The sequence below is a fragment of the Cellulosimicrobium composti genome (assembly GCF_009711085.1).
GTDB classification, from domain to species: Bacteria; Actinomycetota; Actinomycetes; order Actinomycetales; family Cellulomonadaceae; genus Cellulosimicrobium; species Cellulosimicrobium composti.
This window is the reverse complement of the sequence record NZ_WMKA01000026.1, coordinates 17,528-38,322: the sequence shown is the minus strand read 5'-3', so window position 1 is coordinate 38,322 and position 20,795 is coordinate 17,528. Positions and strand designations below refer to the sequence as shown.

Below are 20,795 nucleotides of genomic sequence, written 5' to 3'. Positions count from 1 at the left end.
CGCGTGAGCGCGGGGCGTGTGCGAGGACGAGCGCGAGAGAGGGCGCCCGGGGTGTCCCGGGCGCCCTCCGTCGCGCAGGTCGGGGACCGGTCAGGCTCCCGTGACGACCCTCTCCGGCTCGACCGTCGTCTGCTCGCGGTCGACGCGCGCGGCGCGCAGCCGGGACATGACGACCGCGCCGAACGCGATCGCCGCCGCGACCACGGCGATGCCGATGCGCAGCGCGTGGTTCGCGTCCGCCGGGACGCTCATGAGCACCACGGCGGGCGCGATGAGCACGGACACGAGGTTCATCACCTTGATGAGCGGGTTGATCGCCGGGCCCGCGGTGTCCTTGAACGGGTCGCCCACGGTGTCGCCGATGACGGTCGCGGCGTGCGCCTCGGAGCCCTTGCCGCCGTACGCGCCGTCCTCGACGATCTTCTTCGCGTTGTCCCACGCACCGCCCGAGTTCGCGAGGAACACCGCCATGAGCACGCCTGCGCCGATCGCGCCCGCGAGGAACCCGGCGAGCGGCCCGACGCCGAGGCCGAAGCCCACGGCGATGGGCGCGAACGCGGCGAGCAGGCCCGGCGTGGCGAGCTCGCGCAGCGAGTCGCGCGTGCAGATGTCCACGACCTTGCCGTACTCGGGACGCTCCTGGAACGTCATGATGCCCGGGTGCTCGCGGAACTGGCGGCGCACCTCGAACACGATCGCGCCGGCCGCGCGCGTCACGGCGTCGATCGCGAGGCCCGAGAAGAGGAACACGGTCGCAGCGCCGAGGATCACGCCGACGAGGGTGATCGGCGAGATGATCTGGTAGTCGAGCATCGCCGTGACGAGGCCGCTGCCGCGCTCGGTGACGTCGGCGAGCGCGTGGCTCACGGCGTCGGCGTACGAGCCGAACAGCGCGGTCGCCGCGAGGACGGCGGTCGTGATCGCGATGCCCTTCGTGATCGCCTTCGTCGTGTTCCCGACGGCGTCGAGGTCGGTGAGGATCTGCGCGGCCTCCGCGTCGCCGTCGCCAGCCTCGCCCACCGACATCTCGTAGATGCCCTGCGCGTTGTCCGAGACGGGGCCGAACGTGTCCATCGCGACGATGACGCCGACCGTGGTGAGCAGGCCGCAGCCCGCGAGCGCCACGAGGAACAGCGCGAGCCACACCGAGCCCCCGGCGAGGAGGAACAGACCGCAGATCGCGGCGGCGATGACGCCCGCCGTGTACACCGCGGACTCGAACCCGACGCCGATGCCGGACAGGACGACGGTCGCCGCACCCGTGCGCGACGTGGCGGCGACGTGGAGGGTGGGCTTCGACGTCGTGCCGGTGAAGTAGCCCGTGATCCACAGGATGATGCCCGCGAGGACGATCCCGATGACGACCGCGAGACTCGCGACGACGCGCGGGTCGGCCGCGATCCCCGAGAGGTCGCCGAGGTCCGCGGTCCCGTCGAGCGCCGCGAACGACGACGGCAGGTAGACGAACGCGGCGACCGCCGCGAGGACCGCGCCGATGAGCGCCGAGAGGTAGAAGCCGCGGTAGATCGCCTTGAGCCCGTTCTCCTGGCCGCGCACGCGCGTGATGAAGACGCCGAGGACGGCGACGAGCGCGCCGAGCGCGGTGACGACGAGCGGGAAGACGAGGCCCTCCTCGCCCATCGCGGCCTTGCCGAGGATGAGCGCCGCGACGAGCGTCACGGCGTACGACTCGAAGAGGTCGGCCGCCATGCCCGCGCAGTCGCCGACGTTGTCGCCCACGTTGTCCGCGATCGTCGCGGCGTTGCGGGGGTCGTCCTCGGGGATGCCCTGCTCGACCTTGCCCACGAGGTCGGCGCCGACGTCGGCCGCCTTGGTGAAGATGCCGCCGCCGACGCGCATGAACATCGCGAGCAGCGCGGCGCCGAAGCCGAAGCCCTCGAGCACTGCCGGAGCGTCGCCCTTGTAGACGAGCACGACGCCTGCCGCGCCGAGCAGGCCGAGGCCCACGACCGACATGCCGACGACGCCGCCCGTGCGGAACGCGATGCGCGCGCCCTCGGTGCGGCCGCCCGGCCGGGTCGCGGCGGACGCGACGCGCACGTTGGCGCGGACCGCGAGCCACATGCCGAGGTAGCCGATCGCCGCGGAGAACCCCGCGCCCACGAGGAACGCGACCGAGCGCCCCACGCGGATCCCGCCGTCACCCGGCAGGAGGAACAGCAGACCGAACACGATGACGGCGAACAGCGCGAGCGTGCGGAACTGGCGGTTCAGGTAGGCCCCGGCGCCCTCCTGCACGGCGTGGGCGATGTCCTGCATCTTCGCCGTCCCGTCGTCCGCGGCGAGGACCTGTCTGCGCAGCACGAACGCGAAGACGAGAGCCACGAGCGCGATCACCGCGATGACGGCGACGATGGTGAGACTGTCCGAACCGAGCGTGAGCATCCGTCCTCCTTGACGACTGCGACGACCACCGCACCGGGCCCCTGCCGGAGCGATGGGGGTGAGTCTACGCACGTGTGAGACACGTCACGACCACTCGTGCGCGATGTCACAAGCGCGCCACTGGCGCGCGGTGCCGCGCGCGATCCGGGGCCCCGGGCGCACCGGGGTGGAGACTTCACCCCCAACCGGACCCGCGACCCGTTCGTTGAGACGGTCGAGAGCCGATCCACGAGCAGAGGGGCGGGCGCGATGGCGCACTGGGAAGAGGTGCTGGACGAGATCGTCCGCACACGGCGGCGAGCGCTCGTGGGGTACGCCTACCTGCTCACGGGGGACGTCCCGGCGGCGGAGGACCTGGTCCAGGACGCCCTCTACCGCACGTTCCGCACGGGTCGCGCGGCGACCGACTTCGCGCTCGCCGAGAGCTACGTGCGGCGCGCCGTCCTCACGGTCTTCCTCGACGGCACCCGCCGGCGCCGGCGCTGGGACGGGGTGCGGCACCTGCTCGCCGCGCCCGGAACGAGCGCCCCGGCCGAGCCCGCGGTCGAGGCGCGGGTCGACGTCGTCGAGGCGCTCGCGGTCCTGTCCCCCCGGGAGCGCGCGTGCGTCGTGCTCCGGTACTACTCCGACCTGCCCGTCCGGGACGTCGCGGAGCGCCTCGGGCTGAGCGAGGGCACCGTCAAGCGGTACCTCAGCGACGCGAACGCGAAGCTCGCGGCGCGCCTCGGCCCGCTCCGCGCGGACGAGGGCGACGACCTGCCCGTCGCACCGGTGCGACCGTCGACCGCACGGACCCGCGCGTCGTCGTCCCCGCCCGCACCGCCGTCGACCCCGCCAGCCCCGACGACCCCGCGAGGTGCGCGATGAACCGCCCCCAGACCTCCGGCCCCCTCGACCTCGACGTCCTGCTGCGCGCGGTCGCCGACGAGGTCACGCCCCGCACGGACGACGAGACGGCCGCGCGTCGCGTCGCGGGCGGGGTGCGCCACGCCCGACGCCGCCGCGCGGTCCTCGTCGGCACGGCCGCCGTGCTGGCCGTCGCCGCCGTCGGCGTCGGCGCGAGCGCGGTGCTCGCCGACGACGACGACCCGCGACCGGTCCTGCCCGCTCCGGCACCGAGCCCCGACCCGACGACGACCCCGGAGCCCGAGCCGAGCCCCGACCCGACGCACCGGGCGGCGTTCCCGAGCCCGGTCACCCGCGACTCGCTCCTGTGCCAGGCGCCCGCCCCGGCGGCCACGGGACCCGACCTGCTCGCGACGGTGAGCGTCGACGCCGCGGCGGTCTCGGTCGAGTCCCTGCGCCTCGTCGACGTCGCGGCGCACCTCACGGTCGCCGACGACGCACGGGCCGAGGTGCTGGACCCGGTCGCCCGCGCCGGGTACGTGATCCTCCAGGACGGCGTCGTCGTGTCGTCGACCGTGTCGTACCACCAGGAGCCCGTGGACCCGGTGCGGCTCGACGAGGGCCAGGTGCTGGACGTGGGGAGCGCGGTGGACTCGTTCGCCCTGTGCGACCCGGAGGGCGTCGCCTCGCACGCGCCGTCGCTGCTCCCCGGCGAGTACGAGCTCGCCGCCGTGGTCCCGTGGGTCGTGTCGTCCTACGCGCTGGAGCGCGACGGGGCCTGGGGCGAGCCCGTCACGTCGCCCGGCCCCGACGAGCCGCTGTTCGACGGCTGGCTCGTGTCGGAGACCGTCCCGTTCGTCGTCGAGCCCTCGTCCGAGGAGCCGGGCGGGGGCGACGGGGAGTAGGTCCCAGAGGTCCGACCGTCGTCCCGCCTCCGTCCCCGACGCGTTCCGCTGCGGCGCACCGTCCCGGGCTCGTCTCCGACCGAGTCCGGGACGGTGGCGCGACGACGCGCCGTTCCCGCGCGTGCGTAGGGTGGGGCACGTGTCGACGCCCAGCACCCCCGTGACCGACCCCGCCCTGCGCGACCGCGCCCTCGCGCACGCGCACGACCTCGCGACGTTCGTCGAGGCGTCGCCGTCGTCGTACCACGCGGCGCACGAGGTCGCGCGCCGCCTCGAGGCCGTGGGCTTCGAGCGGCTCGACGAGACCGCGGCGTGGCCGAGGGTGCGCGACGCCGAGGGCGACGGGCCTGCGGGCGGACGGTACGTCGTCGTGCGCGACGGCGCGGTGATCGCGTGGGCCGTGCCCGCGGGCGCGAGCCCGACGACGCCGTTCGCGGTCCTCGGCGCGCACACCGACTCCCCCGGGTTCAAGCTCAAGCCGCGCCCGAGCGTGGGCCGCGAGGGCTGGTGGCAGGCAGGTGTGGAGATCTACGGCGGGCCACTGCTCAACTCGTGGCTCGACCGCGAGCTCGAGCTCGCCGGTCGCCTCGTCACGGCCGACGGCGCCGAGCACCTCGTGCGCACGGGCCCCCTGCTGCGCATCCCGCAGCTCGCGATCCACCTCGACCGCGCCGCGAACGACGGGCTCACGCTCGACAAGCAGCAGCACACCCAGCCCGTGTGGGGGCTCGCCTCGGCGGACGGCCCCGCGGGCTCCGACACCGCCGGTGGGCCGAGCGGCGGGGACGTGCTCGCCGAGCTCGCGCACCACGCGGGCGTGCGCGCGAGCGACGTCACGGGCTACGACGTCGTGGTGGCCGACACCCAGTCGCCCCGCGTGTTCGGCGCGCACGACGCGTTCCTCGCGTCCGGGCGGCTCGACAACCTTCTGTCCGTCCACGCGGGGCTCGTCGCGCTCCTCGAGGTCGCCGGTTCGCCCGACCGGCCCGTCGAGGGCTCCGTGATCCCGGTGCTGGCCGCGTTCGACCACGAGGAGATCGGGTCGGAGTCGCGCTCGGGCGCGTCGGGCCCGTTCCTCGCCGACGTGCTCGCGCGCGTCGCGGCCGGCCTCGGCGGCACGGAGGAGGAGCGGCACCGGCAGCTCGCGTCGTCGCTGTGCGTGTCGAGCGACGTCGGGCACTCCGTGCACCCCAACTACCCCGAGCGGCACGACCCGGCGAACCGTCCCCTCGCGGGCGGCGGGCCGATCCTCAAGATCAACGCGAACCAGCGGTACACGACCGACGCGCACGGCGCCGCGGCGTGGGCCCGCGCGTGCGCCCGGGCCGGGGTGCCGAGCCAGGAGTTCGTGTCGAGGAACACCGTCCCGTGCGGTTCGACGATCGGTCCGCTCACCGCGACCCGCCTCGGCGTCCGCACGGTCGACGTCGGGGTCCCGATCCTCTCGATGCACTCCGCGCGCGAGCTCACCGCCGTCGTGGACCCGTGGTACCTCACGCGCGCCGTGGTCGAGGTCTTCCGCGGCTGACGGGCTCCCGCCCCCACCCGCCGACCATGCGGTTGTGACCCGTCCCGAGCACCGGACGGGCAAGAACCGCATGGTCGTGCGGCCACGACCGCGTGGTCGGCGGCCCTCACCTCCGCTCGGCACGGGCGCGGACCCCGCGCAGCATCCTCTGCGTCATGAGGAAGCTCACGGGCTGCACGGCCTCGACGACGGCGCGCCCCACGACCCCGCGCGGGGCGTAGCGCTCACGGACGATCAGCCGCGACCGGGCCCGGCCGTCGTCCCCCGGCGGGAGCGCACGCACCACGAACGCCCACGAGAACCGGAACGGCATCACCGCCGCCTTCCCCGGCTCCGGGGCACCGAGCAGCACGAGGTGCGACCCCGGCTCGAGCAGCGCGACGCGCAGCGCCACCTCGTCGGCGAGACGCACCTCGTCCCCGACCGCGAGCGCCTGCCACCGCTCCTCGACCGTGTCCGCGCTGCGGATCCCCAGCCCGACGAGGTTCTCGAGCACGTCGTACGAGTAGAAGCCGCCGCGGCCCTGGCCGATCTGCACGAGCCACGGCCACACCCGGGCGGGTGGCGCGTCCACCGTCACCGCCCGCGTCGCGACGACGGCGCCCGCCTCGGGCACGAGGTCGTCACCAGGGAGCACGCACTCGTGCTCGCCCACCCACGTGCCCCACGTCTGGGTCAGGCGGCGCGTGAGCAGGAGCGCGCCGACGGCGGACGCCGCCGTCGCCGCAGCCCGGAACCCGTGCCTCGTCCCCATGCCCCGATCGTGCGACGGGCCGTGAGCACGGCGCGAGGGCCGGAGGTCCCGCGCGGCACGGTCCTCGGCCGACGCGTGGGCCGGAGGTGGGAGACTCGGAGGCGTGCCGAACGCCCCCGCCCCCACCCTGCGACCGACGAGCGCGACGCTGCTCGACGTGCTGCGCGCGGGCGGGCGTCGCGACGAGCGCCTGCGGCACGTGCGCGAGCTGCCCGCGCGCCCCGGCACCCAGGGCGAGTGGCCCGCGTGGGCCGACGCGTCGCTCGTCGCGGGGTACCGCGCGCTCGGCGTGGAGCGCCCCTGGGAGCACCAGGTGGAGGCCGCCGACGCCGCGTGGTCGGGCCGGCACGTCGCGCTCGCGACCTCCACGGGCTCGGGCAAGTCGCTCGCGTTCTGGCTCCCGGCGCTCACGGCCGTCCGCGCCGACGCGGCGGCGCGCGTGCTCGACCCCGGTCGCATCGAGTCGGTCGCACGGCGCGGCGCTGTGCTCTACCTCTCGCCCACGAAGGCGCTCGCGGCCGACCAGCTCGCCGGGCTCCAGCGGCTCCTCGACGCCGCCGGCACGCGCGACGTGCGCGTCGCGACGTGCGACGGCGACACGGGCCAGGACGAGCGCCGGTGGGTCCGCGAGCACGCCGACGTCGTGCTGACCAACCCCGACTTCCTGCACTTTGCGCTCCTGCCGAACCACCGCGGCTGGGCGCGCCTCCTGCGGGACCTGCGCTACGTCGTCGTCGACGAGGGCCACGCGTACCGGGGCGTGTTCGGTGCGCACGTGTCGCTCGTGCTCCGGCGCCTGCGCCGCCTCGCCGCGCACTACGCGCGCGAGGGCGACCGCCCTCCCACGTTCGTCGTCGCGTCCGCGACGTCGGCCGACCCGGCGACGAGCGCCGCTCGGCTCGTCGGCGTCGAGCCCGACGACGTCGTGACCGTCGCGCGCGACACCTCGCCCGCGGGCCGCAAGACCTTCGCGCTGTGGGAGCCGCCCGAGGTCGTCGGCTTCGAGGCGGGGCCGGACCCGGCGGAGGACCGCGACGACGACCCCGCCGTCGCGGCCGAGGCGCCCGAGCACCCGCGGCGCAGCGCGACCGCCGAGGCCGCCGACCTGCTCGCGGACCTCGTCATCGCCGGCGCGCGCACGCTCGCGTTCACCCGGTCGCGGCGCGGCGCGGAGTCCGTCGCCGTGCAGACCCAGGACAGCGTGCGGGTCGTCGACCCGCGCCTCGTGCGGCGCGTCGCGGCGTACCGGGGCGGGTACCTGCCCGAGGAGCGGCGCGAGCTCGAGGACGCGGTACGCACGGGCGAGGTGCTGGGGCTCGCGACGACGAACGCGCTCGAGCTCGGGGTCGACATCTCCGGCCTGGACGCCGTGCTCATCGCGGGCTGGCCCGGGACGCGCATGTCCGTGTGGCAGCAGGCGGGCCGCGCCGGACGCGCGGGCGCGGACGGGCTCGTCGCGTTCGTCGCGCGCGAGGACCCGCTCGACACGTTCCTCGTGCACCACCCCGAGGCGGTCTTCGACGCACCGCTCGAGGCGACGGTCTTCGACCCCGCGAACCCCTACGTCCTCGCGCCCCACCTGTGCGCGGCCGCGGCCGAGGTCCCGCTGCGCACCGACGACCTGCGCGCGTTCGGCGACCCGCAGGCCGTCCGCGGGCTGCTCGACGTGCTCGTCGCGCGCGGCGCCCTGCGCCGCCGCGCGTCGGGCTGGTACTGGACGCACGCGCAGCCCGCGTCGGGCATGACGGACCTGCGCGGCTCGGGCGGCGCACCCGTGCGCGTGGCGGAGGCCGACACCGGTCGGCTCCTCGGCACGGTCGACGCCGCGTCTGCGGACGGGTCCGTGCACGACGGCGCCGTGTACGTGCACCAGGGCCGCACCTACGTCGTCGAGCACCTCGACCTCGCCGACCACGTCGCGCTCGTGCGCCGTCGGGACGTGGACTACGGCACGTGGTCGCGCTCGACGACGTCCATCACGATCGTCGACGACCCCGCGGACGGCGACGTCGCGGCGGGACGCGAGGTCGTCGAGCGCCGGTGGGGTCCGATCGGGTGGGGCTACGGGCCGGTCGACGTGTGCTCCCAGGTCGTGAGCTTCCAGCGCCGTCGCGTGCCCGACATGCAGGTGCTCGGGACGGAGCTCCTCGACCTGCCCGAGCGCACCCTCCCGACGATGGCGGTGTGGTGGACCGTGCCGGCGTCGGTGATCGAGGAGGCGGGCGTCGACGCGGACGAGCTCCCGGGCGCGCTGCACGCCGCCGAGCACGCCTCGATCGGCCTGCTCCCGCTCCTCGCGACGTGCGACCGCTGGGACCTCGGCGGCGTCTCCACCGCGCTGCACGCCGACACCGGCGAGGCCACCGTGTTCGTCCACGACGCCTACCCCGGCGGGGCCGGGTTCGCCGAGCGCGGGTTCGAGCTCGGCGCGACGTGGCTGCGCGCGACGCGCGACGCGATCGCCCGCTGCCCCTGCCACGACGGCTGCCCCGCGTGCGTGCAGTCGCCCAAGTGCGGGTCGTACAACGCCCCGCTGGAGAAGGCCGCCGCCGTGCGTCTGCTCGACGCCGTGCTCGCCCACGCCCCCACGGCATAGGCCCGGCACCGCACGTCTCCTCGACGCCGTGGCTCGCCCACGCCCGCACGGCACCGGCACCGGCACCGGCACGGCACGTCTCCTCGACGCCGTGGCCGCCCACACCCGTGCGGCGTAAGCCCGTCACCGCGCGCTCGCGGGTCCGGCGCGCGCGGCTGCGGCCGCGCGGCCCAGCGCGACGCCGAGCACGGTGACGCCCGCGCTCGACTCGACGTCGACGCGGACGACGCCCGCGCCCTGCTCGGCGCACGCCGTGACGACGACGCCGTTGCGCGGCGCGACCTCGCGCGCTCGTGCGCACGGGTCCCAGCCGTCCCGGGCGGCGGAGGCCGCCGCGAGCGCCGCGAGGTCGGCCCCGGTCTGCGCCGCCCCGCGTGCGGCCTGGGCGCGCGCGAGCGACGCGAGACCGAGCGCGAGCACGAGGACCACGGCGACGATCCCGAGCACGAGAACCGTGCCCGCTCCCCGCTCGGGATCACCGCTCCCGACGCGGCCACCTTTCCGCTCGGGGTCACCCCGCCGGACGCGGCCACCTCCCCGCTCAAGGTCACCCCGCCGGACGCGGCGTCCTCCTCGCTCGGGACCGTCCCCGGCTGCTCGGCCCCGGCCCGGGACCGTGACGGGCCGCGCGCTCACGGCTCGACCCAGGCGACGGCGTCACCGCTCGCGCGCAGCGGCGAGCCGGAGAGCCAGCCGCCGACGACGGGCGTCGTGACCCGCACCTCGACCCACGGGTCCCCGCGCGAGACGTCGACCGTCGCGCCGTCCCCCGCGACGCGCAGCGCGGTCGCCCGCACCGCCGCGTCGTCCTCGCCGATGGCCGCGGCCCGCGCGGCAGCCCTCGCCGCGTCGGCGGAGCGCATCTGGGCGCCCGCCGCCGCGGCGAGAGTGAGGACGACGACGAGGACGAGCACGACCGCGGGCAGGGCCACGGCGAGCTCGGCCGTGACCGCACCTCGCTCGCCGTCCGCGCCGTCCCGGCCGCGCGGTGCGCGCGTCCGGGCGCCGGTCACCGGGTGCGCGACTCGCCGGAGCGCCGACACCGGAGGTACCCGGTGCTGCCGACGGCCGGTGGAGCGCCCGAGCCGTCGCCCGGCCCGCGTGCGACGCCGAGCGTCGCGCGTCGCGTCGTCCCGTCGCACGGCTCAGCCCAGCGAGAGCGCGCTACGCACGATGCCGAGCAGGAGCTCGCGCACCTCGCCGCTCTTCAGCACGACGATGAGCAGCCCCGCGAAGCCCGCCGCCGCGACCGTCGCGATGGCGTACTCCGCGGTGGCCAGGCCCGCCTCGCCGTCCTGGCCGGTGCTCGTCCCCGTCAGGCGCGCGAGCGCGCGCCGAGCGTGTCCTGTCATCTCGCCTCTCCCCTCTCTCGGCCCGCGGTCGCGGGCGAACGGACCCACCGTGGCGGCTCGGGCGCCGCTCCCGCAGCCCCGCGCCGGCAGCCTGTGGAGCGGTCCGGTGTGCCTGCGGCATGTGGACGGGAACGGCGGCCGGGCGCACGACGCCGCCCGGGCTCGTGCCCGCGCCGCCTACCCGCCGAGCAGACCGGCGCCGAGGGACAGCAGGACGGGCACGAGCCCGACCAGCACGAAGGCCGGGAGGAAGCACGTGCCGAGCGGCAGGACGAGGTGCACGGCGAGCCGCGCCGCGGCGGCCTTCGCCGCCCCGGTCCGGTCCTGCCGCGACGCCTCGGCCGCCGCGCGCAGCGACGAGGCGGGCGCGGCGCCGTGCACCCACGCCGGGCGCAGCGCGCGCTGCACGACGCCGAGCCGGGCCGGGGCCCCAGCCCACGCGCCGTCCCACGACGCCCCGAGGAGCAGCGCGGCACCCGCCGCTCGCAGCGCGACGCCGTCGCGCCCGCCGACGCACGTCCCGACGACCTCGAGCGCACGCGGCACGGCGGCGCCCGACCCGACCGCCGCCGCGAGAAGCTCGAGGAGCACTCCCGTCTCGATCGCGGGCTCGGCGGTGCCCGTGGAGCGTCGCGACCCGTGCCCGGGTGCGCCCCCGTCCGTGAGCGCGGACCTGCCCGCCGCATCCGGGTTCCGCGCGACCAGGGCGGCCCGCCGCCCGACCGCGGAGCGCGCCGCCCACCACGGCAAGGTCGCTCCCAGGACGCACGCGGCCAGGAGGAGCGCGGTCATCGGTCGTCCCCCGCGGCGCGCGCCCGCTCGACGAGGCGCACCGACCAGGTTCGGCCCGCGAGGAGCAGCAGGAGCCCGAGCAGGACTCCCGCCGTGCCGAGGCCGCCGTCGGTCGCGGTCCCGAGCGGGTCGGCACCCAGCACGTAGCCGAGCAGGACCCCGACGCCCGGGAGCCACAGGAGCACGCGCGCGGTCGCACGGGGCCCCGCGAGCGCCGCCTCGCGCTCCGCTCGCGCCTCGGCGTCCGCGGCCACGGAACCGGCCACCTCGTCGAGCACCGGCGCGAGCGGGGCGCCGACCTCGACCGCGAGCCGGCACGCGGCCACGAGCGCCCGCGCGGTCCCGACGCCGCCGACGTGCGGTGCCAGGTCGGCGACCCGCGGCACGCCCTGGGCGTCGACCCGCACCCCGACGGCCCGCTGCCACGCGACCCCGGGTGCCGCGCCGGTCCGCAGGAGCGACCCGACCTGCGTCACGACGACGCGCACGAGCTCGGGCACCGCCCGGGCGCGCACCCTCCGGCGCAGGAACGGGCGACGGGCGTGCGGTGGAGCCGGGCCGACGACGGAGCGCGCCGACCGCCCGCCGCGGGCCGTCGCGCACCAGACCCCGACGGCGACGAGGACACCGACGACCGTCACGACCATCGGCCCACGAGCTCGCCCCACGCCGGCCCCGGCTCGGGACCCGACCCTTCGGGCGCGGTGCCGCCGTCCCACGACGCCGCGACGTCGACGTGCAGGCCGCCGCGCTCGTCGCCGCGCACGACCCCGATCCGCGCGAGGACCCGCCTCGTCGTGCCCTCGACTCGGACGCGGCGCAGGTGCAGCACCACGTCCAGACCGCCGACGGCCTGTGCGGCGACCGCGGCGCGGTCCATCCCGGCGAGCGCGGCGAGCGCCTCGAGCCGCGCGGGCACCACCTCGACGTCGTTCGCGTGGATCGTCGCGAGCCCTCCCTCGTGTCCCGTGTTGAGCGCCATGAGCACCTCCCGGACCTCGGCGCCGCGACACTCGCCGAGGACGATCCGGTCGGGCCGCATGCGCAGCGCGGCGCGCACGAGGTCGGCGAGGTCGACCCCGCCCGCGCCCTCGACGTTGGGCCTGCGGGCGGTGAGGGGCACGACGTGGGGGTGGTCCGGGTCGAGCTCACGCGCCTCCTCCACGCACACGATGCGCTCGTCGGGCGGGACGAGCGCGAGCAGCGCGGCGAGCAGCGTCGTCTTGCCGGTGCCGGTGCCGCCCGAGACGAGCACGCTCGCGCGGCGCGCGACGAGGCCGCGCAGGAGCCGTTCCCACGCGGGCGGGACGGTGCCGCCCGCGACGAGGTCCGCGATCCCGAACGTGCGGGTGCGCAGCACGCGCAACGAGATGACGGCGCCCGCCGCGCACACGGGCGCCACGACGGCGTGGAGCCGCGTGCCGTCGGGCAGGCGCGCGTCCACCACGGGTGCGGCGTCGTCGAGGCGCTGGCCCCCGGCTGCGGCGAGGCGGACCGCGAGGGCGCGCACGGCGTCGGGCCCGCCGAGCGGGACGTCGGCCCGTTCGAGCCCGGCGCCGCGGTCGACCCACACGTCGTCCGGCCCGTTGACGAGCACGTCGGTCACGCCCGGCTCGTCGAGGAACCGCTGGAGCGGCCCGGCGCCGAAGATCTCGGCGTGCGCCGTGCGGGTGAGCTCGCGCAGGGCCGTCGAGCCGAGCACGCGACCGGACGCGCGCAGGGCGTCGGCGACCGCCGTGTCGTCGGGCGTCTCCCCCGCGGTGGCGCCCGGTCCCGGGCCAGGACCGGCGGCCGCCCGCACGAGACGGTCGCGGACGCCGTCGAGCAGCGGTTCGCGTCCCCGCCCGGGCGGGCCGGGCGACGTCGCGCGCGGGCTCACCGTCCCCGCCCCGCGTAGCGGGCCGCGAGCTCCCGGCCCGCGCGCACGACGGCGCCGCGCCCCACGCACGGGCCCTGCCCGCGCTCGACCGCGCCGGCGAGCGTGCGGTCCCACCCCACGGTCGCGGCCACGTCGAGGCCCACCGCCTCGGCGACCTCGGCGGGCGCGAGCCGACCCGGCGCGGGCCGGCGCAGCACGAGCGCCGCCGGACCGGCGACGTGGTCGCGGACCGCGGCGGCACCTGCGACCCCGGTCACGTCGAGCGGGGTCACGACGAGCACCTCGTCGCACGCGTCGAGGAGCGCGGCGCCCGCCGCGCCCGTCCCGAGGGCCGCCCGGTCGACGTCGAGCACGAGCAGGCCCGACCGCGCGGCCGTGACCTCCGCGAGCGCCGCGACGACGTCCGCGAGCGCCGCGGGCTCGGGGCCGCCGCCGCGCTCGGTGCTCACGACCGGTACCGGGCCCCACCGCGGCAGCCGCGCGAGCAGGTCCTCGCCGTCGAGCCGGCCGCGCGCGTCGGCGAGGTCGGGCCACCGCACGCCCGGGTCCTGCTCGACGCCCAGGAGCACGTCGAGCCCGCCGCCCACGAGCGCGAGGTCCACGAGGCACAAGGGCGCGCGCCGCCGGGCGGCCGCCCGCGCGAGGGACGCCGCGACCACGCTCGCCCCGGCGCCGCCGCGCGCACCCACCACCGCCACGACCGCTCCGCCCATCGTGTCCGCCCCCTTCGTCCCCGCACGCACGCCCGCCGACGGCGGCCACGCCCGCTCCCGGCCGACCGCGCCACCCTGCCGCGCCCGTCCCCGACGACCGCCACCCTGCCGCGCCCGAACCACGAACCGGAACGACACCCGCGGAGGCTGGGGAGCGCGCCGTCGGCGAGCGCTCCTGTGGACGCCCCGGTTCCGCGGCTAGGCTCGCGATCGTGACCCCCCTCCCGGACTCGACGGACCAGCCCGCCGGACGGGTCGCCGCGTTCTTCGACCTCGACAAGACGATCATCGCGACGTCGTCGGCCGCGGCGTTCTCCCGGCCGTTCTTCGCGGGTGGGCTCATCAACCGCGGTGACGTGCTGCGCAGCGCCTACGCGCACTTCCTGTTCATGGTGGGCGGGGCCGACGCGGACCAGACCGAGCGCATGCGCGCGCACCTGTCGAACCTCGTGACGGGCTGGGACGTCGCCACCGTCTCCCGCATCGTCGAGGAGACCCTGCACGAGCACATCGACCCCGTCGTGTACGCGGAGGCGGTCGAGCTCATCGAGTCCCACCACGAGCACGGGCACGACGTCGTCATCGTGTCCGCCTCGGGCAGCGAGGTCGTCGAGCCCATCGCCGCCGTGCTCGGCGCCGACCACGCCATCTCGTCGCGCATGGCCGTCGAGGACGGCCGGTACACGGGCGCGATCGACTTCTACGCGTACGGCGAGAACAAGGCCGTCGCGATCCGCGAGCTCGCCGAGCGCGAGGGGTACGACCTCGAGGCGAGCTACGCCTACTCCGACTCCGTGACCGACGCCCCGATGCTCGGCGTCGTCGGGCACGCGTTCGTCGTCAACCCCGACCGGGCGCTGCGCCGGCTCGCCGCCGAGCACGGGTGGGGCGCCCTGACGTTCTCGCGCCCCGTCGCGCTGCGCTCGCACCTCGCGGCCCGGACGCCGGTGCTGGCCGCCGCGGGCGTCGTCGGTCTCGCGGTCGCGGGGTGGCTCGTGTGGCGCGCGCTGCGCCGTCGCCGACGCGCCTGAGGAGCCCGCGCCGGCGCGCCGGAGACGCCCGCCCGACCGACCCGCGGGACGTCGTCGTCCCCGTGCCGGGGTGCCCGATCCGGACCTCCCGGACCAACTGCACGGGACTGTTCGAACGCGCTAGAACACGCTGTGGAAGTACCCCGCGAGAGGTTGCGCGCGGCACGCACCGGGGCTGTCATGGAAGGACAACAGCATCGCGGCGGTACCCACGCGCCGGTGGTCCCCGTAGGGACTCGCTGACCGGGCGGGGACCCGGCCACGGCGGCCACCCCGCACCGTTGCAGCGGACACGTTGCACGCCTGATAACCGCCGCGATGCTGGCGGCACGGCGCTCCTCGCGGGGCGCCGTCGTCGTGCCCGGCGCGCGATACTGGTCCCCATGACCTCAGCGCCGAGCGTGTCCTCGTCCATCACCGTCCGACTGCAGGTCGAGGCCCGGCCGACCGCCGTCAGCGAGCTGACGACGGCGATCGAGCACACGGGCGGCATCGTCTCCGCGCTCGACGTCACGGCGTCGGGCCACGAGCGGATCACGGTCGACGTCACGGTCGCGACGCGCGGCGAGGAGCACGCCGGGCAGATCGTCGAGGCGCTGCGCGCGCTGCCGGGCGTCGTCGTGGACCGCGTCTCGGACCGCACGTTCCTGCTGCACCTGGGCGGCAAGCTGAAGATCGAGTCCAAGGTGCCGATCCGCAACCGCGACGACCTGTCGATGATCTACACCCCGGGCGTCGCGCGCGTGTGCGAGGCGATCGCGGCCACGCCCGACGACGCGCGGCGGCTCACGATCAAGCGCAACACCATCGCGGTGGTCACCGACGGGTCGGCCGTGCTCGGCCTCGGCGACATCGGCCCGCTCGCGTCGCTGCCCGTCATGGAGGGCAAGGCCGCGCTGTTCAAGCGGTTCGCGGACATCGACGCGTTCCCCATCGCGCTCGACACGACCGACGTCGACGAGATCGTGCGCACGGTCAAGGCGATCGCGCCCGTGTTCGCGGGCATCAACCTCGAGGACATCTCCGCGCCGCGCTGCTTCGAGATCGAGGCGCGGCTGCGGGCCGAGCTCGACATCCCCGTGTTCCACGACGACCAGCACGGCACCGCGATCGTCGCGCTCGCCGCGCTGACCAACGCGCTCAAGGTCGTGGGCAAGGAGCTGCCCGACGTGCGGATCGTCCTCTCGGGCGCGGGCGCCGCCGGGACCGCGGTGCTCAAGCTGCTCCTCGCCGCCGGCGCGCACGACGTCGTCGTCGCGGACGTCGAGGGCGTCGTGCACCCCGGCCGCCCGGGCCTGTCGCCGTCGCTCGCGTGGACCGCGGTCAACACCAACCCGCGCCGCGTGACGGGCACGCTGCGCGAGGCCGTCGTCGACGCGGACGTGTTCATCGGCGTCTCCGCGCCCGACGTCCTCACCGGCGACGACGTCGCGCGCATGGCGCCCGGCGCGATCGTGTTCGCGATGGCGAACCCGCGGCCCGAGGTGGACCCGGTCGAGGCCGCCGAGCACGCGGCGATCGTCGGCACCGGGCGGTCGGACTTCGCGAACCAGATCAACAACGTGCTCGCGTTCCCCGGCGTGTTCCGCGGCCTGCTCGACGCGCGCTCGCACCGGATCACCGACGGCATGCTCCTCGCGGCGGCACGGGCGCTCGCGTCCGCGATCCACGAGGACCAGCTCAACCCGACGTACATCATCCCGAGCGTGTTCAACCCGGAGGTGACGACGCTCGTCGCCGCCGCCGTCGAGGCGGCCGCGCGGGAGGCGGGCGCGGCCGAGCCCGCCCCGCCGACCGGCAGCCTGCCGCGCGTCGCGCCCACCACGACCCCGGAGGCCTGAGCGTGCAGCGCGTGACCACCCGCAACGCGGCGTTCCAGCAGTGGGAGGCGCTGCTGACCAACCGCACCAAGCGCCACCGCGCGGGCGAGATGGTCGTCCAGGGCGTCCGGCCGATCACGCTCGCCGTCGAGTCGGGCTGGACGGTGCGGACCTGGCTCGTCGACGCCGACCGGTCGCTGTCGTCGTGGGCGCACACCATGCTCGACCGGGTCCGGGCGAAGCGGTACGCCGTGTCCACCGACCTCATGCGCGAGCTCGGCGGCAAGGAGGACGAGGCGCCCGAGCTGCTCGCCGTCGTCGCGACGCCGCCCGACGACCTGCGCCGGATCGGCGGCGGCACCGTGGGCGCGGACTTCCTCGGCGTCGTGCTCGACCGTCCGACCAGCCCCGGCAACGTGGGGACGGTCGCGCGCTCGCTCGACGCGTTCGGCGGGGCGGGCCTCGTCGTCGCCGGCCACGCCGCGGACCCGTACGACCCGCGGGCCGTGCGCGCGAGCACGGGCTCGATCTTCTCCGTGCCGACGGTGCGCGTCCCCGCCGGGCGCGACGTGCTCGCGTGGGTCGACGCGCAGCGCTCCGCCGGGGTCCCGTTGACCCTGCTCGGGACGGACGAGCACGGCGACGTCGAGCTCGCCGAGCACGACCTCACCGGGCCGACGCTCGTCCTCACGGGCAACGAGACGACCGGGCTCAGCGCAGGCTGGCGCGAGGCGTGCGACGTCATGGTGAGCATCCCGATGCTCGGTTCGGCGAGCTCGCTCAACGCCGCGAGCGCGACGACCGTCGTGCTGTACGAGGCGGTCCGGCAGCGGCGCGCCCGCGCCTGACGGCCGCCCCCGCGGGCCCCCCGGCGTCGCTCGTGGTCGCCCCGGCCGCCCGTTTTGCGAGCGGTCCCTCCGAACTCCGGACGCGTGTGACGACCCTCACCGGGACGGGTCTACACTCGCCAGGTCGGGGGCCCCGGTCGTGAGGCCGCCCACCCCGTCGTACCGTCGAACCGTCACGTCGCCCCCGGGTGGCCCGCGGCCGGCGGGACCGCACCAGAGTCGATGCGCACCGGAGGTCAGCGTGCCAGAGAACGAGTCCACCACCGCTCAGACCGGGCTGGAGAACCTCCTCCACGAGACCCGGAGCTTCCCCCCGAGCCCGGAGTTCGCCGCGCAGGCGAACGCGAAGCCCGAGCTGTACGAGGAGGCGCGCGCCGACCGGCTCGCGTTCTGGGCGCGGCAGGCGAACGACCTCGTCACGTGGCGGACGCCCTTCACCGAGACGCTCGACTGGTCGCAGGCGCCCGTCGCGCGCTGGTTCGCCGACGGCACGCTCAACGCCGCGTACAACGCGGTCGACCGCCACGTCGCGGCCGGCCTCGGCGACCGCGTCGCGATCCACTTCGAGGGCGAGCCGGGCGACACGCGCACCGTGACCTACGCGGAGCTCCAGCGCGACGTCGCGCGCGCCGCGAACGCGCTCGCGGCGCTCGGCGTCGAGACGGGCGACCGCGTCGTCATCTACCTGCCGATGATCGTCGAGGCCGTCGTCGCGATGCTCGCGTGCGCGCGCATCGGCGCCCCGCACTCGGTCGTGTTCGGCGGCTTCTCCGCCGACGCGCTGCGCAGCCGCATCGCCGACGCCGAGGCGAAGGTCGTCATCACCGCCGACGGCGGCTACCGCCGCGGCGCGCCGTCCGCCCTCAAGCCCGCCGTCGACGAGGCGCTCGCCCCGAAGGAGGGCGCCGAGCCGACGACGGTCGAGCACGTGCTCGTCGTGCGCCGCACCGGCCAGGACACCGCGTGGACCGAGAGCCGCGACGTGTGGTGGCACGACGCGCTCGAGTCCGCCGACACGACGCACACGCCCGTGTGGGTCGAGGCCGAGCACCCGCTGTTCATCCTCTACACGTCCGGCACCACGGGGAAGCCCAAGGGCATCCTCCACACCACCGGCGGGTACCTCACGCAGGCCGCGTACACGCACCGCAACGTCTTCGACCTCAAGGCCGAGACCGACGTCTACTGGTGCACGGCCGACATCGGCTGGGTCACCGGCCACTCGTACGTCGTCTACGGCCCGCTGCTCAACGGCGCGACGCAGGTGATCTACGAGGGCACGCCCGACTCGCCGCACCAGGGCCGCTGGTGGGAGATCGTCGAGAAGTACAAGGTCTCGATCCTCTACACCGCGCCGACGGCGATCCGCGCGTGCATGAAGTGGGGCGAGGAGATCCCCGCGAAGTTCGACCTGTCGTCGCTGCGCGTGCTCGGCTCGGTGGGCGAGCCGATCAACCCCGAGGCGTGGATGTGGTACCGCCGCGTCATCGGCGGGGACCGCACGCCGATCGTCGACACGTGGTGGCAGACGGAGACGGGCGCGATCATGATCTCCCCGCTGCCCGGGGTCACGGCCGCGAAGCCGGGCTCGGCCCAGGTGCCGCTGCCGGGCATCGTCGCGGACGTCGTCGACGACGAGGCGCACGCCGTGCCGAACGGCGGCGGCGGGTACCTCGTGCTGTCCGAGCCGTGGCCGTCGATGCTGCGCGGCATCTGGGGCGACCTCCAGCGCTTCACGGACACGTACTGGTCCCGGTTCCCCGGCATCTACTTCGCGGGCGACGGCGCCAAGAAGGACGAGGACGGCGACATCTGGCTGCTCGGCCGCGTCGACGACGTCATGAACGTCTCCGGCCACCGCCTGTCCACGACGGAGATCGAGTCGGCGCTCGTCTCGCACGAGATCGTCGCCGAGGCCGCGGTCGTCGGCGCGAGCGACGACCTCACGGGCCAGGCCGTCGTCGCGTTCGTCATCCTGCGCGGCGAGCACGCGGACCGGGCGGCGGACGCCGACGGCGCCGCGGCCGTGCAGACCGAGCTGCGCAACCACGTCGCCAAGGAGATCGGCCCGATCGCCAAGCCGAAGCGGATCCTCGTGGTGCCCGAGCTGCCGAAGACGCGGTCCGGCAAGATCATGCGCCGCCTGCTGCGCGACGTCGCGGAGAACCGCACCGTCGGCGACGCGACGACGCTCGCGGACTCGTCCGTGATGGAGCTCATCTCGGCCGGGCTGCAGAAGCCGTCCTCCTCGGAGGACTGACCGGCCGCGCGTCGACCACGGGGTCGGCGACCGGTTCCTGCGGGAGCCGGTCGCCAGCCCCGTCCTCGTCGGACGCGGTCCTGGTGCCCGGGCGCGCGCGGAGGACGTAGCGTCGGGGGGTGCCCGTTCCTCCCGCGCCCGGCGCCCGCACCCTCCTGGTCGAGCAGCTCGACCTGCACAGCGACTGCGCGCGCTGCACCGCGCTGTGCTGCGTGGGCCTGCACCTCGTGCGGTCGGCCGACTTCGCGATCGACAAGCCCGCCGGTACGCCCTGCCCGAACCTGCGCGGCGACTTCGGCTGCGGCATCCACTCGCGGCTGCGCGAGTCCGGGTTCCCCGGCTGCGTCGCCTACGACTGCCTCGGGGCCGGGCAACGCGTCACCGCCGCCGTGCGCGCGGCCCACGACGGCGCCACCTGGCGTGACGACCCCGCCGCCGCGCGCGACGCGTTCGCCGCGCTGCCCGTCGTCACGCAGCTCCACGAGCTCCTGTGGTACCTCACCGAGGTGCTCGCCCTCGACGCGGCCGCGCCCATGCACGACGACGCCCGGCGGGCCCTCGACCGGACCGCGGCCCTCGCGGCCCTCGCCCCGGCGGACCTGCTCGCGCTCGACGTCGGTGCCGTGCGCCGCGAGGTCGGCCCGCTGATCGACCGCGCCGGCGCGCTGGTCCGCGACGCGGCGCGCTCCCGGCGGGGGTCCCGGGCGTCGGCCACCGCGGGCGGCCGTGCGTCCGCGCCCCGCCCCCGATCCCTCGTCGAGCCGTCGCCGGCCGTCCGCCGTCGGCTGCGGCCCGGCGCGGACCTCGTGGGGGCCGACCTGCGCGCGCTCGACCTGACGGGCGCCGACCTGCGCGGCGCGCTGCTCCTCGGCGCCGACCTGCGCGGGTCCCGGCTCGACGTCGTCGACCTGCTGGGCGCGGACCTGCGCGGCGCGGACGCGCGCGGCACCGACCTCTCGCAGGCGCTCTTCCTCACCCCGGCGCAGGCGGGCGCCGTCCGCCGGGACGAGCGCACGGCCCTCCCGGCGGCTCTCCGGCACTGAGCGTCCGAGATCGGCGCCGACC

Annotated in this window: 18 protein-coding genes; 9 read left to right on the top strand and 9 right to left on the bottom strand. The window is 76.3% G+C overall.

Annotation, left to right across the window (positions count from 1 at the left end; translation table 11 throughout):
* Positions 1 to 90 precede the first annotated feature (90 nt).
* Complete coding sequence (locus GJV82_RS11875; RefSeq protein WP_155099373.1) at positions 91 to 2,406, bottom strand: sodium-translocating pyrophosphatase; 2,316 nt, start codon at positions 2,404 to 2,406, stop codon at positions 91 to 93.
* A gap of 249 nt (positions 2,407 to 2,655) precedes the next feature.
* Here GJV82_RS11875 and GJV82_RS11870 point away from each other — a divergent pair, with 249 nt between their 5' ends.
* From GJV82_RS11870 to GJV82_RS11860, 3 genes are all read left to right on the top strand, one after another.
* On the top strand, positions 2,656 to 3,273 hold the full coding sequence (locus GJV82_RS11870) for a sigma-70 family RNA polymerase sigma factor (protein ID WP_155099372.1): 618 nt from the start codon (positions 2,656 to 2,658) through the stop codon (positions 3,271 to 3,273).
* Positions 3,270 to 4,157 (top strand): hypothetical protein, encoded by an 888-nt coding sequence (locus tag GJV82_RS11865; RefSeq protein ID WP_155099371.1) that lies wholly within the window; start codon positions 3,270 to 3,272, stop codon positions 4,155 to 4,157. Before GJV82_RS11870 ends, GJV82_RS11865 begins: the two co-directional genes overlap by 4 nt.
* 139 nt (positions 4,158 to 4,296) lie before the next feature.
* Positions 4,297 to 5,685: a M18 family aminopeptidase gene (locus GJV82_RS11860; protein WP_404812971.1), complete on the top strand. Its 1,389-nt coding sequence runs from the start codon at positions 4,297 to 4,299 to the stop codon at positions 5,683 to 5,685.
* 106 nt (positions 5,686 to 5,791) lie between these two features.
* Here GJV82_RS11860 and GJV82_RS11855 read toward each other — a convergent pair whose 3' ends face one another.
* Positions 5,792 to 6,439: an SRPBCC family protein gene (locus GJV82_RS11855; protein ID WP_115941937.1), complete on the bottom strand. Its 648-nt coding sequence runs from the start codon at positions 6,437 to 6,439 to the stop codon at positions 5,792 to 5,794.
* 103 nt (positions 6,440 to 6,542) lie between these two features.
* Here GJV82_RS11855 and GJV82_RS11850 point away from each other — a divergent pair, with 103 nt between their 5' ends.
* Positions 6,543 to 9,035 carry a DEAD/DEAH box helicase gene (locus tag GJV82_RS11850; protein WP_318657574.1) on the top strand — a complete coding sequence of 831 codons (2,493 nt, stop codon included), beginning with the start codon at positions 6,543 to 6,545 and terminating at the stop codon, positions 9,033 to 9,035.
* Positions 9,036 to 9,158: 123 nt separating this feature from the next.
* On the opposite strand, the gene GJV82_RS11845 is transcribed toward GJV82_RS11850, so the two are convergent.
* The 7 genes from GJV82_RS11845 to ssd form a co-directional block, all read right to left on the bottom strand.
* Complete coding sequence (locus tag GJV82_RS11845) at positions 9,159 to 9,671, bottom strand: Rv3654c family TadE-like protein (RefSeq protein ID WP_024838953.1); 513 nt, start codon at positions 9,669 to 9,671, stop codon at positions 9,159 to 9,161.
* Positions 9,668 to 10,048 (bottom strand): TadE family type IV pilus minor pilin, encoded by a 381-nt coding sequence (locus GJV82_RS11840; protein ID WP_318657573.1) that lies wholly within the window; start codon positions 10,046 to 10,048, stop codon positions 9,668 to 9,670. Before GJV82_RS11840 ends, GJV82_RS11845 begins: the two co-directional genes overlap by 4 nt.
* A gap of 132 nt (positions 10,049 to 10,180) precedes the next feature.
* Positions 10,181 to 10,387, bottom strand: coding sequence for a DUF4244 domain-containing protein (locus GJV82_RS11835; RefSeq protein WP_024838955.1), 207 nt, complete (start codon positions 10,385 to 10,387; stop codon positions 10,181 to 10,183).
* A 177-nt stretch (positions 10,388 to 10,564) separates the two neighbouring features.
* Positions 10,565 to 11,179, bottom strand: a complete 615-nt coding sequence (locus GJV82_RS11830) for a type II secretion system F family protein (RefSeq protein WP_155099369.1) — start codon at positions 11,177 to 11,179, stop codon at positions 10,565 to 10,567.
* Positions 11,176 to 11,826, bottom strand: coding sequence for a hypothetical protein (locus GJV82_RS11825; protein ID WP_155099368.1), 651 nt, complete (start codon positions 11,824 to 11,826; stop codon positions 11,176 to 11,178). The genes GJV82_RS11830 and GJV82_RS11825 overlap by 4 nt, the downstream gene beginning before the upstream one ends.
* Complete coding sequence (locus GJV82_RS11820) at positions 11,817 to 13,058, bottom strand: TadA family conjugal transfer-associated ATPase (RefSeq protein ID WP_318657572.1); 1,242 nt, start codon at positions 13,056 to 13,058, stop codon at positions 11,817 to 11,819. Before GJV82_RS11820 ends, GJV82_RS11825 begins: the two co-directional genes overlap by 10 nt.
* Complete coding sequence (gene ssd / locus GJV82_RS11815) at positions 13,055 to 13,771, bottom strand: septum site-determining protein Ssd (RefSeq protein ID WP_155099367.1); 717 nt, start codon at positions 13,769 to 13,771, stop codon at positions 13,055 to 13,057. The genes GJV82_RS11820 and ssd overlap by 4 nt, the downstream gene beginning before the upstream one ends.
* 212 nt (positions 13,772 to 13,983) lie before the next feature.
* Between ssd and GJV82_RS11810 the strand changes: the two genes are divergently transcribed.
* The 5 genes from GJV82_RS11810 (at position 13,984) to GJV82_RS11790 (ending at position 20,773) form a co-directional block, all read left to right on the top strand.
* On the top strand, positions 13,984 to 14,802 hold the full coding sequence (locus GJV82_RS11810) for an HAD family hydrolase (RefSeq protein ID WP_231492759.1): 819 nt from the start codon (positions 13,984 to 13,986) through the stop codon (positions 14,800 to 14,802).
* 383 nt (positions 14,803 to 15,185) lie between these two features.
* Entirely contained in the window at positions 15,186 to 16,643 is a 1,458-nt protein-coding gene (locus GJV82_RS11805; protein WP_155099366.1) for an NAD-dependent malic enzyme, read from the top strand.
* A gap of 11 nt (positions 16,644 to 16,654) precedes the next feature.
* On the top strand, positions 16,655 to 17,470 hold the full coding sequence (locus tag GJV82_RS11800; protein WP_318657571.1) for a TrmH family RNA methyltransferase: 816 nt from the start codon (positions 16,655 to 16,657) through the stop codon (positions 17,468 to 17,470).
* Positions 17,471 to 17,711: 241 nt separating this feature from the next.
* A complete protein-coding gene (gene acs, locus GJV82_RS11795; RefSeq protein WP_318657570.1) occupies positions 17,712 to 19,730 on the top strand; it encodes an acetate--CoA ligase in 2,019 nt (672 codons plus the stop codon).
* Between the two features lie 119 nt (positions 19,731 to 19,849).
* Positions 19,850 to 20,773 (top strand): pentapeptide repeat-containing protein, encoded by a 924-nt coding sequence (locus GJV82_RS11790; RefSeq protein ID WP_318657569.1) that lies wholly within the window; start codon positions 19,850 to 19,852, stop codon positions 20,771 to 20,773.
* The last annotated feature ends 22 nt before the right edge of the window (positions 20,774 to 20,795 follow it).

What these genes read in the sequence shown, in the direction of transcription:
- GJV82_RS11870 (WP_155099372.1), top strand. Translation starts at nt 2,656, where the DNA reads ATGGCGCACTGGGAAGAGGTGCTGGACGAGATCGTCCGCACACGGCGG.
- GJV82_RS11805 (WP_155099366.1), top strand. Translation starts at nt 15,186, where the DNA reads ATGACCTCAGCGCCGAGCGTGTCCTCGTCCATCACCGTCCGACTGCAG.
- GJV82_RS11865 (WP_155099371.1), top strand. Translation starts at nt 3,270, where the DNA reads ATGAACCGCCCCCAGACCTCCGGCCCCCTCGACCTCGACGTCCTGCTG.
- GJV82_RS11830 (WP_155099369.1), bottom strand. Translation starts at nt 11,179, where the DNA reads ATGACCGCGCTCCTCCTGGCCGCGTGCGTCCTGGGAGCGACCTTGCCG.
- GJV82_RS11875 (WP_155099373.1), bottom strand. Translation starts at nt 2,406, where the DNA reads ATGCTCACGCTCGGTTCGGACAGTCTCACCATCGTCGCCGTCATCGCG.
- ssd (WP_155099367.1), bottom strand. Translation starts at nt 13,771, where the DNA reads ATGGGCGGAGCGGTCGTGGCGGTGGTGGGTGCGCGCGGCGGCGCCGGG.
- GJV82_RS11855 (WP_115941937.1), bottom strand. Translation starts at nt 6,439, where the DNA reads ATGGGGACGAGGCACGGGTTCCGGGCTGCGGCGACGGCGGCGTCCGCC.
- GJV82_RS11835 (WP_024838955.1), bottom strand. Translation starts at nt 10,387, where the DNA reads ATGACAGGACACGCTCGGCGCGCGCTCGCGCGCCTGACGGGGACGAGC.
- GJV82_RS11825 (WP_155099368.1), bottom strand. Translation starts at nt 11,826, where the DNA reads ATGGTCGTGACGGTCGTCGGTGTCCTCGTCGCCGTCGGGGTCTGGTGC.